At 28.3% G+C, this 12090-nt stretch carries 8 protein-coding genes and 1 pseudogene; all 9 read left to right on the top strand.

The annotated features are described in order from the left end of the window. Position 1 precedes the first annotated feature (1 nt). On the top strand, positions 2-2107 hold the full coding sequence (pstA, locus tag SDAV_RS03500) for a phosphate ABC transporter permease PstA (RefSeq protein ID WP_114564567.1): 2106 nt from the start codon (positions 2-4) through the stop codon (positions 2105-2107). Next, a complete protein-coding gene (gene pstB, locus SDAV_RS03495; protein ID WP_114564566.1) occupies positions 2107-2916 on the top strand; it encodes a phosphate ABC transporter ATP-binding protein PstB in 810 nt (269 codons plus the stop codon). The genes pstA and pstB overlap by 1 nt, the downstream gene beginning before the upstream one ends. Before the next feature lie 20 nt (positions 2917-2936). After that, complete coding sequence (gene phoU, locus SDAV_RS03490; protein ID WP_053390556.1) at positions 2937-3596, top strand: phosphate signaling complex protein PhoU; 660 nt, start codon at positions 2937-2939, stop codon at positions 3594-3596. Between the two features lie 524 nt (positions 3597-4120). Beyond that, the gene (locus SDAV_RS03485) at positions 4121-5797 is read left to right on the top strand and encodes a phospho-sugar mutase (protein WP_114564565.1); all 1677 of its coding nucleotides are present in this window, start codon (positions 4121-4123) and stop codon (positions 5795-5797) included. A 42-nt stretch (positions 5798-5839) separates the two neighbouring features. Further along, the gene (locus SDAV_RS03480; RefSeq protein ID WP_114564564.1) at positions 5840-7690 is read left to right on the top strand and encodes a 2-oxo acid dehydrogenase subunit E2; all 1851 of its coding nucleotides are present in this window, start codon (positions 5840-5842) and stop codon (positions 7688-7690) included. Between the two features lie 44 nt (positions 7691-7734). Then, positions 7735-8676, top strand: a complete 942-nt coding sequence (locus tag SDAV_RS03475; RefSeq protein ID WP_114564563.1) for a 3'-5' exoribonuclease YhaM family protein — start codon at positions 7735-7737, stop codon at positions 8674-8676. Positions 8677-8909: 233 nt separating this feature from the next. Next, positions 8910-10268 carry an FAD-dependent oxidoreductase gene (locus SDAV_RS03470; RefSeq protein WP_114564562.1) on the top strand — a complete coding sequence of 453 codons (1359 nt, stop codon included), beginning with the start codon at positions 8910-8912 and terminating at the stop codon, positions 10266-10268. 5 nt (positions 10269-10273) lie between these two features. Next, the gene (locus SDAV_RS03465; RefSeq protein WP_114564561.1) at positions 10274-11260 is read left to right on the top strand and encodes a lipoate--protein ligase; all 987 of its coding nucleotides are present in this window, start codon (positions 10274-10276) and stop codon (positions 11258-11260) included. Positions 11261-11297: 37 nt separating this feature from the next. Further along, positions 11298-11933, top strand: a pseudogene (locus SDAV_RS03460) (thiamine pyrophosphate-dependent enzyme); the annotation flags it as partial. Positions 11934-12090: the final 157 nt, after the last annotated feature.

Here is a 12090-nt window from a genome sequence, read left to right as displayed (position 1 = left end):
TATGTCCAAGAAAGAAGTCACGAAAGAAAAACAACCGTTTTCCCAAAAAATAACATTATGAAAAATTCGTTTTACAAATAATTTTCGCGGACGAAAACAAATTATTGATTTTACTTCAAAAATTATTATTTATTGTTTTGCGATTTTAACAATTTTAATTTTATTAACTCTAGTTGGTTTTATCATTTATAAATCAATTTATTTCTTCCAGCATTATCCTGGTGGTTTTTGAGGCTTTTTATCAGGTAATACTTGAAATGCTAATAATAGTCAATTTGGTATTTGACGAATTATTATTGCAACATTTTTTGTCTTATTAATTGCTTTACTATTTGCAATTCCGTTAACTATTTTTTCATCATTATATATTTCAGAATATTTAAGTCCAAGGATTAAACGTAAAGTGATTGGTATTATCCAATTGCTAGCTGGAATTCCATCTGTTGTTTTTGGATTATTTGCTTTAGCAATTTTAGGACCGCTTTTCATGTTAATGGGCGCTCCTTCAACCTCAAACTTATTAGTAACATCAATTACTTTAGCTTTTATGGGTTTACCAATTATGATTTCATTATCAATCAATGCTTTAGAAAATGTTCCTGATTCATATCGATTTGGTTCATTAGCATTAGGATTAAGTAAAACCCATACAACTTATCGTATTGTTTTACGTTCAGCTTGATTTAAAATTATTACTGCTATTATGATGGGAGTTGCACGGATTATTGGAGAAACAATGGCGGTGATGATGATTGCTGGAAACGCACCAGATGGTTTAAAACTTGGAAATGGTTTTATTAATTTTATTTTTTTATCAATAGCAACTTTAGCATCAACAATTGGATTAGAAATGTTGGAAAATTCAGGGCCAATGCATGAATCAGCATTATATGCAATTGGACTAGTATTATTTATTATCGTCTGTATTATTAATATTTTTATTATTTCATCACAAGCATTTCATAATCGAAAACTAAACTATCATGCTCGTAAAACAACAAAAGGTTTACGATTAAGTAAATCATATAATGCTAATAAAATTAATAAGTTATTTTATGAACATATTGAAAAAAAAATGGGTTTGAAAAAGTTTAAAGATGGAATCGGAATGTTCTTTTTAATCTCTTCAACTGTAATTGTTGTATCATTTACATTAGTTATTTTAACTACAATTATTTGAAAAGGATTATTTGGAATGGTATGAAGTGATCTAATTTCAACATCAACCTTTGATGGCGGAGCAGGAATTCTTTCAACATTTTTAGTTACTCTGTTATTAGTTATTTGTTCAATAATTTTTGCGATACCATTATCATTAATGGTTGCCATTTATTTAAATGAATATGCCCGTCCAAATAGCATTTTTGCAAAAGTGGTGCGTTTTGCAATTGATGTTTTATCATCAACACCAAGTATTATTTATGGAACTTTTGGATTAGCTTTCTTTATTGGTGTTTGTCGTTTACCATTATCCATTTTAAGCTCTGGTTTAACCTTAACAATTGTTATTTTACCAATTATGATTCGTAGTATTGAGGATGCTTTATCAGGTGTTGAAAACTCATTGCGACATTCCTCATTAGCATTAGGAGCTAACAAAACATCAACAACGCTCAAAGTTGTTTTACCAAATGCGATGCCAGGTATTATTACTGCCATTATTTTATCAATTGGACGTGTTATTGGTGAATCAGCGCCAGTTTATTTAACATTAGGAACCGCGGCACGGTTACCAATTGCTGGATTTATGTCACCAGGGGCAAGTATGACAACACAAATTCTAATGCTCTCAAAAGAAGGAGCAACAGCAGGAGCAATGCGAATTATGTTTGAATTAGCTTTTGCGATTATGGTTTTAATTTGGTTATCAAATAGTTTGGCCCATATTTTAGGGAAGAAATTTGCACCAAATTATGTTAATATTGGATTTAGAGCGAAGTGAAAAAATCGAATTAATAACTTGAAATTTTTCTTTTCAAAAGAAAATTATCTTCATCAAAAACAAAGTTTTAATAATTTTTGAAAAAAATTTGTACCAAAGAAAAAACAACGCCATGAAGAAAATAAGACGAAGAAGAAGAAGAAGAAGAAGAAGGGGGAAAAATAATGGATCCAAAAGTAATTATTAAGAATCCAACATTTGATTCATCAGATAATAATCCAGATTTAATTAAAGTAAAAAATGTTGACTTTTTTTACAAAGGAAACAAGCAGGCTCTTTTTAATATTTCAATGAAAATTAAAGAACATACTGTTACTGCTTTTATTGGTTCCTCAGGATCAGGAAAATCAACATTATTGCGTTTATTTAATCGAATGAATGATGTTGAGCCAAAGTCAATTTTTAAAGGTGAAATTTTAATTAATGGGAAGAATATTTATAGTCCTGAAACAGATATTGTTAAATTACGAACAGACATTGGGATGGTATTTCAAAAACCTTCACCATTTCCAATGTCAATTTATGATAATGTTGCTTATGGACCACGGAATCAAGGAGTTCGTGATCGAAAATTAGTTAATAGTATTGTTGTTGAAAGTTTAAAACGAGCAGCATTATGAGATGAAGTAAAAGATAATTTACGAGATTCTGCTTTTGCATTATCGGGGGGACAACAACAACGTTTATGTATTGCCCGGGCAATTGCGATGAAACCTAAAATTTTGTTAATGGATGAACCAACCAGTGCATTAGATCCAATTTCAACATCAAAAATTGAGGAATTAATTACCCAACTAAAAAAAGATTTTACAATTTTTTTAGTAACCCACCATATGCAACAAGCCGCACGAGTTGCTGATTATACTGCTTTTTTTGCAAAAGGGAAATTAATTGAATATAATAAAACTAAGATTATTTTCTCTCGCCCGGCTAATAAAAAAACAGAAGATTATATTACTGGGCGTTTTGAATAACGAAAGGAGGGGGACAAAATATGAGCATAAAAATTGAAAATGATTTAGCACAAACAAAACAAATGATTATTGATATGATTGCAATGACAAAAAATCAATATGATGATATGGTTAAATGTTTAGAAACAAATGATGTTGAGCTTGCTCAAAGTGTTATTTCCGCTGATGAAACAATTAATAAAATGCAAGAGGCTTTCATTGAAGTTTCACTATGAAAAATTGCAAAACAACAAATGGTTGCAAAAGATTTACGACGAATAGTTGGTTTCATTTTGATTGTTAAGGAAGTTGAACGTATTGCAGATTATGCAAAAAGTATTTGTCGTTATTATATCAAATATAAACCTTCAACAAAGTTAATTAATTTTTTAAAAAAATTAGTTGCAAAAGTCATTGAAATGTTAACAGAAGTGTCAAATATTTTTGAGGAAGAACGAATTGAGTCAGCATATAATATTTTAAAATATGATACTGAATTAGACAAGATTTATAAAGTTGAAAATGATGCTTTAATTGAAAAAATTCGTGAAGCAAAATCAAAAGAAGAAATTAAAGTTATTACTTTAACAATGCAACAATTACGTTCAATTGAACGGGCTGGAACACATATCATTAATATTGCTGAAACATTAATTTATATTATTGAAGGAAAAATTTATGATTTTGAATTACCAATTTAATATGGTCTTCATGATGAAGATCATTTTTAATGCAAAATTATCAATAAATTTTTATTAATTGTAATTTTATATTTAATATAATTAAATTTATTGCTAAATTTTTAAAAATAAAAGTATAATTTATAATGTATATAAAAAATAAAGAAGGTGACAAAAAGATGTGAAAATTTGTAATAAATACAATGAAATGTTGAAAATGAAGAATTACACTTAATGAAATTGTTAATAGGAAATGAACAAATTAAAAATCTTTGTAAAGATTGTTTTAATCAAAAAAAGAAAATAATATTGAATTATAGTTGGTATTTAATTATTGTTTCAATAGTAATAAGTACTAATTTAAGTATCTATAAAATTCTATCTAGAAAATATCCTCATTAAATAATATGAAGACAATAAAATAGATAAAATCAAAATAGAAAAATTTACTATATAAGGTGAAAATTATTGGTTGTAGCAAACAAGAATGTATTTTGGTTAAAACCAAAAACTTTGTTGCTTGTTAAAAAAAGAGGAGAATTAAGATGTCATATTTAGATAATTTAAAATTATGGAAAGATGCTAAAAATTTAGATCCAACATTAGCCACTGAATTTCAACAAATGTCTGAAGCAGATTTAATTGCTGCTTTTTCAGATGATTTAGAATTTGGAACTGCTGGATTGCGAGGATTATTAGGTCCAGGAACCGGAAAAATGAATTTATATACAATTCGAAGAGCAACATTAGCTTTTATGCAATATTTAAAAACAATTTATTCTGCGACAGATTTAAAATCAAAAGGAATTGTAATTGGGCATGATAACCGTCATTTTTCAGCTGAATTTGCACAAGAAGTAGCAAATATTTTTGCTAGTAATAATATTAAAGCAATTTTATTTACTAATAATGACCTTCGCCCAACTCCAATGGTTTCTTATACCATTCGGAAAATAAAAGCGGTAGCGGGTGTTATTATTACAGCAAGTCATAATTCGCGTGAATATAATGGTTATAAAATTTATGATCATAATGGTTCACAGTTTTTGCCAGTCGCAACTGATGTCATTGGTGAAAATTACTTAAAAATTAAAGAAGAAGTTTTTACTTTAACTTTAAATCCAGATTCAACTTTAATTACATATGTTGCAAAAGAAGTCGAGGATAATTATGTCAGCGATGTTAAAGCAATGCATTTTTATCCAAATCAAAAACGTAATATTAAGATTGTTTTTTCTAATTTGCATGGAACAAGTAAAGAATGAACTCCACGAATTTTAAAAGAATGTGGCTATGATGTTACGATTGTAGAAGAGCAATTTGATAATGATCCTAATTTTACTTTTGCCCCTAATCCGAATCCAGAATTAACAGAATGTTATGATTTAGCATTAAAATATGCGAAAAAAATTAATGCTGACGTCATTATTTTAAATGACCCTGATGCTGATCGTTTAGGAATTGGTGTTAAAATTAAAGATAATGAGTATTATTTAATGACTGGAAATGAAACAGCTCCGGTATTAATTGAGTATTTATTTTCCCATTATCAACGTCAAAAAACATTACCTAAAAATGGGGTTATGTATAATACTTTTGTTACTGGAAATTTATCAGATAAAGTAGCTGAAAGTTATGGTGTTCAAGTTATTAAAACATTAACTGGTTTTAAATGAATTGGGGATCAAATGAGCAAAGCAGCAGATAAAGGTCTAGAATTTTTATTTGGATTTGAAGAAGCATATGGTTATGTTTTAAAAGACATAACTCGTGATAAAGATGGAATTCAATCATCATTAGTCTTATCAGAAGCTTGTTGGTATTATCATAATCAAGGAAAAACATTATATGATGTTTTAGTTGAACAATATAATAAATTTGGTTATTTTTATTGTAAAACAGTTAATTTAGTTCGTGATGGAATTGATGGCAAAAAAATTATTAATAATATGTTAAAAAAATTACGACAAGAAACAATTACTAGTTTAGATAAAATTAAATGTATTAAAAAAGAAGATTATTTGCATGGTTTATATGAAATGCCAGGCCAAGACTTACTAAAGTTTTATTTTGCAGATGGTAGTTGATTTGCAGTTCGTGCAAGTGGAACAGAACCAAAAATAAAATTCTATTTTGTTTGTGTTGATAAAACAAATGAAGAAGCAAAAAGAAAAATGGAAGCAATGTACCAAGAATTAGAAACTAATTATTTAAAAGAATAAAAGTTATGCTAATATATAGTTAGAAAATACGGGGGGTTGGGTATGGCAAAAATTATTTTTGAAGCAGATGATAATTGCAAAGGAATTGTTGATAAAATTTTTGTTACAAATAAACAAGTTGTCCAAAAGGGGGATAAACTTGCTAACATTATTACACAAAATAAAGTTTATGAAATTAAAGCGCCAATTACTGGTGAAGTGTTAAATCTTATTGTTTATGAAAATAAAGTTATTAATAGTGGTGATGTTTTATTAGATTTATTACCATTTGAGGCAACCCTTAATGAACATGGCAATAATTTTGAGCAACCCTATAATAATATTTATTTTAATGGTTCTGGAAAATATAATGTACAAAATCGGTCACCAATTGATGTTAAAAAATCAGAAACAGAAATTTTTCGCGAAGAATTAATTGAAACATTACTAGCACGTGAAGTAGCTGGTGAAAATCCACAAGATGATTTTGAAGATTCAATTGAAATTGATTTATCAGAAGAAAATATAGAACAAGATTCAACCCCATTTTTTAGCCAGAATAATGATTCAAAGACATTTCCGTTTAAAGATAAAGTTGAAAATGTTCTTGAGAATATTCCTAGTGAAGAAAATATTGAAACATTGCAAAAAGATTTGGGTGATTTAAAAGAAGATTTGGCAATTGTTAAAGATGATTTAGCAACAATAACAATTGAAGAAGAAGTTATTGAAGAACTTGAAAATTTAGAACGTGATTTAGCATTTACAGCAGAAATGGCTGTGAGAAAACAAGTTGATGATAAAAAACTAGACCCCTTACATCATCAACCCTTTGATAGAGAAGAATACAAACAAGAAAATTATACAAAAGAAGAATTAAAAAGTAATTTTGCTCAAAGTATAAATAATGTTGATGATTCAAAAATGGAACCTATTATAAATTTAGAGCAAGATAAATTAGTGGAAAATAAGCCGAAGGAGCATCATAGTCAACATTCAAAGTCACATTCGACGGTTCATTCGTCTGCTTCGTCGCATTATGAAAAGCATAAGCCAGTAGAGGATAAGCCGAAGGGACATCATGGTGAACATTCAAAGTCACATTCGACGGTTCATTCGTCTGTTTCCTCTAATCTTAAAAAGCATAAGTCAGAAGATGCAACGTCAAGGGAACATTCCGTTTCTTCAGAACATAAAATAAAAGAAAATCCACAAACTTTGCAAGTTGACAAGGTAAAATTAAATCAAGAAGCAATTATTCGTGCAAAAGAAATTATGGAAAGTAAAAAAAATATTGTCCATTGTTTTATTGATGTTGAAGTTGATGTTAGTGAGTTAGTTAGTTTATTGTCAATTATGCGTGAAGCATATTCACAAAATGATATTGAATTAACATTATTGCCTTTTTATGTTAAAGCAGTCTATGATGGATTAAAAAAAACCCCTGTTTTAAATGCATCCTTTATTAGTCAGAAAAATAAAATTTTATTAAAATGATTTTATAATATTGCTTTTAGTGTAGATAGTGATACTGCAGTAAAAATGCCTGTTTTATATAATTTAAAAAATGTTTCAATTAAAGAAATTGCTTCAAAGGTAACAAAATTAATAAGTAAAAGTATTAATAATGAATTAAAAGAAAAAGACTGTCAAGATGCCTCATTCTCAATTATAAATTATGGTGAATATGGAATAACACGGGGAACATTTACAATTCCAGATGATAATGTTGCCGCAATTGCAATGGGTATTATTTTTAAAAAACCTGTTGTGGTTGAAAAAAATGATATTGCAATTCGTGATATTATGGTAATTACATTGGGGTATAATGAAGCTGTAATTGATATTACTGAAGCAAGTAAATTTATCCATTATGTTGCATATTTATTATCAAATCCAGGGCTTTTATTATAAGATAAAAAGTCATTACTCACTTTTTTATTTCTAGGAGGGGAAAAATGAATATTAAAGATTTAACAAAAGAAGTTAATAATGTAGAATTAATCGTAATTGCTGATAAGGTGACCCAAGGGACAGCATCTAATGGCAGCACTTATTTATCAATAACCTTGAAAGATCGTACTGGAACAATTGAAGCAAGGTTATGAGATGCTCGTCCTGCTGACATTGAAAGTTGAATTAAAGGTAATTGTTACAAAGTAAATATTAATATTATTGAGTATCGAAAAGTTTTACAAGCAAAAATTAATAGTTATAATATTGTTGATAATGCCAGTATTAATCTAGATGATTTTATTGAAGTTGCGCCGCTTCCAGCAGATGCAATGTATGATGAAATTATTATAACAGTAAAAAAAATGAAAACAACTGAATATCGTGAAATTATGACTTTAATTTTAGCAAAATATGGTGAGCAATTTAAAATTTGACCAGCTGCTATTCGTAATCATCATGAAATTAAATCAGGTTTAATTTGGCATAGTTTAACTATGCTGCAAATGGCAAAAAATGTTGTCAATGTTTATCATGATCGTTTAATTGATGCGGAACTATTATATTGTGGTGTTATTTTACATGATTTAGGAAAAGTTATTGAAATTACAAGTGGTGCTACGAATGATTTTTCATTTGAAGGAAAATTACTTGGTCATATTTCAATTATGGCAAATGAATTAAATCATCTTGCCCAAAGTAATAATTTAAATTCAGCAAAAATTGTTTTATTAGAACATATGATTTTATCTAGCCATGGTCGATTGGAATATGGTTCACCTGTTGAACCACACTTATTAGAAGCAGAAATCTTATCATTTTTAGATAATTTAGATGCACGAATTTACCGTATTGATAAAGAACTAGAAAAAACATTGCTTAATGAGCAAACACAACGCTTGTTATCTGTTGAAGGCCGTTGATTTTTAAAACATTTTGAAAAATAATGGTTAGTTTAATTGTAAAAAGTTTAAAATTTTTTTAAAATTTTATATTTTTTGCAATTTTTTTCTGTTTTTAATTATGATTTTTCTTTTTTCTTTTTTATGACAGGTATATAATAGCATTACGGTATGATTTAATTTTCAGGAATAAATGCCATAACAAAATAACTATTGGCACATTTAGTTATATCGAAAGAACTATTAATACTACTAAGAATAGAAAAGGAGAATATAACATGAAGATTATTGTAGTTGGAACTAACCATGCAGGTACAACTGCTGTTAGAACCTTAAGACGATTAGATCCGAAAGCAGAAATTGTTACTTATGATAAAAACAACAATATCTCATTTTTAGGATGCGGAATTGCACTATGAGTTTCAGGAGAGGTAAAAGATCCAAACGGTTTATTTTATGCTTCACCAGAAGTATTAAAAAATGAATGTATTAAAGTAAACATGGAGCATGAAGTATTATCAATTGATAATAAAAATCAAAAAATTCGTGTAAAAGATCTAAAATCAGGAAATGAATTTGATGATAATTATGATAAATTGATTTTAGCGATTGGTTCTTGACCAATTATTCCACCAATTGAAGGAATTAAGCAGGAAGGTGTTCATATTGTTAAATGATTTCAACATGGGGAATTAGTAAAAAAAGCAAATGATGACAAAAATATTCAAAATGTTGTTGTATGTGGGGCAGGATACATTGGCGTTGAATTAGTTGATGCTTTTCATCAAAAAGGAAAAAATGTTACTTTAGTTGATATTTCAGATCGCATTATGCCACGTTATTACGATAAACCTTTTACTGATAAAGTTGAAGGAGCAATGCGTAAAGCGGTTGTTAATTTACGTGGTGGCGAAAAAGTTATTAAATTTAAGGGTAAAAATAATAAAGTAAAAAAAGTAGTAACAGATAAAGGTTCATATGATGCTGATTTAGTAATTTGGTCAGTTGGTTTTAAACCTGCAACAGAAATTTTAAATGGTGTTATTGATTTAGACAAAAATGCAGCCATTAAAGTTGATCAATATATGCAAACATCAGACCCAAATATTTTTGCAATTGGTGATTGTGTTGAAGTTTATGATAATGCTAAGAAACAGCCAGCATATATTGCTTTAGCAACAAATGCTGTCCGAACAGGAGTTATTGCAGCTGTTAATGCTTTAAAACCAGCAGGTTTAGCATCACCAGGATTCCAAGGTTCAAATGCAATTAATGTTTTTGGTTGAGCGCTAGCTTCAACAGGAATGACAGAAACGGTGGCAAAAGATTTAGGATTTGATTACGATCAAATTACATTTACTGATAATGATCGTCCAGAATTTATGGATACATATCAAGAAGTTTTAATTAAAATTCTTTGAGACAAAAAAACAAGAAAAATTATTGGTGCACAAATAGCTTCAGAGGCTAATCATACCGAAGTTATGTATATGTTTTCATTAGCAATTATGAAGGGAGTTACAATTGATGAACTACCATTAATTGATATTTTCTTCTTGCCACATTTTAATAAGCCATATAACTTTATTACTTTACCAGGCTTAGAAGTATTAGGATTAAATTACTTTAAAAAATAAGAAAAATGATTTGTTTTAAAAATTCTTCTACAGATGTTTATTTTAATTTGGCTTTAGATGAGTATCTTTTAAAAAGTGATATTAAAGACAACATTTTCTTTTTGTGAAAAAATTTTAATACAATTGTTATTGGTCGAAATCAAAATACGATTGAAGAAATTAATTTACAAGCGGTTGAAACTGATAAGGTGAATGTTGCTCGTCGAATAACAGGTGGTGGGGCTGTTTATCAAGATGATGGTAATTTGTGTTTTTCCATTATTGTTAATAAAGATGATAAAATTGCGCAAAATTATGAAAGTATTTTACAACCTATTATTAATGTTTTACAAAAACTTGGTTTAAATGCTAAGTTTGCTGGTAAAAATGATATTGAAATTGATGGCAAAAAAATCTCTGGTAATGCACAAATAAAGTATAAAAATCGGTTGCTACACCATGGAACATTTTTATTTGATGTTGATTTAAGTAAAATGCAAAAATACTTAAATGTTAGTCAAGATAAAATTATTTCAAAAGGAATTAAATCAATTCCGGCACGAGTAACTAATATTCGACCATTATTAACAAATGATATTACAATTGATGAATTTATGCTATTTATTACTAATGAGTTTTTAGCACAAGGAACACCAGTGTTAGATTTACCACAAGATATTATTGCGGCAGTTAATAAACTAGCTGATGAAAAATATCAAACATGGGAATGAAACTTTGGTAATTCACCTGAATTTAGTTATCAGAATAAAATTCGATATGAAGGAAAAGGTACCGTTGATGTGCGTTTAAATGTTAATGAAGGAAAAATTACGAACATTAAATTTTTTGGTGATTTTTTAGGTTCTAGTGGAACAGAGCCACTTGAAACTCTTTTAACAGGTTGTGAATATAATCTGGATAAAATTAAAACAAAATTATTAGAAATTAATATTAAAGATATTTTTGGGAATAAATTTGAACTACAAGAAATTTTAGATGTTATTTTTACCTAAAAATATTTAAAAAACAGGAAAGGCAGGAATCAAAAAGATGTATTTTAACAAATTTGATTCGTTAAAAAATGAAATGCTTCAAATTATGGATGCAACGGGAAAGATTGTTAAACCAGATTTGGTGCCAAAAATTAGTGACGATGAGGTTTTAACAGCGTATAAATTAATGTGCTTATCACGTCGCCAAGATGATTTTCAAAATAAAATTCAAAGACAAGGAAGAATGCTATCATTTCTTTCATCAACTGGTCAAGAAGCAACTGAAGTAGCATATGGAATGCAAATTATTAAAGGAAAAGACTGATTTTCCTCAGCATATCGAAATAATGCTGCTTGATTAGCAACAGGTGTTCCAATGCGCAATATTATGTTATATTGATGTGGAAATGAAATGGGAAGTTATATGCCAGAAGGAATTAATACTTTACCAATTAATATTCCAATTGCAACACAATATTCGCATGCAACTGGGTTAGCATTTTCTGAAAAATATAATAAACGTCATGGTGTTGTTATTACAACAACTGGTGATGGTGGTTCTTCTGAAGGAGAATTTTATGAAGCAATGAACCTTGCGAAGTTACATGAAGTTCCAGCAATTTTTATTGTGGAAAATAATCAGTATGCAATTTCAACTCCGCGTCGTAAAGCAACGAAAGCAATAAACTTTGCAGCTTAATACTAATATTATAGTATTTTCATTAATATCATAAGTATACATTAGTTTAAAAATTTTGTCAATAAAATTATTAAAACTAGATTTTTTATTTTTAGTAACATTTTTATCCATTATTTGAAAAACACCCTTTTTCTTTTTAATTACTTTTCTT

It is taken from the genome of Spiroplasma phoeniceum P40 (genome assembly GCF_003339775.1).
GTDB lineage: Bacteria > Bacillota_I > Bacilli_A > Mycoplasmatales > Mycoplasmataceae > Spiroplasma > Spiroplasma phoeniceum.
Note: the sequence above shows the minus strand (reverse complement) of the source record. Positions and strands in the feature narration are given on the sequence as shown.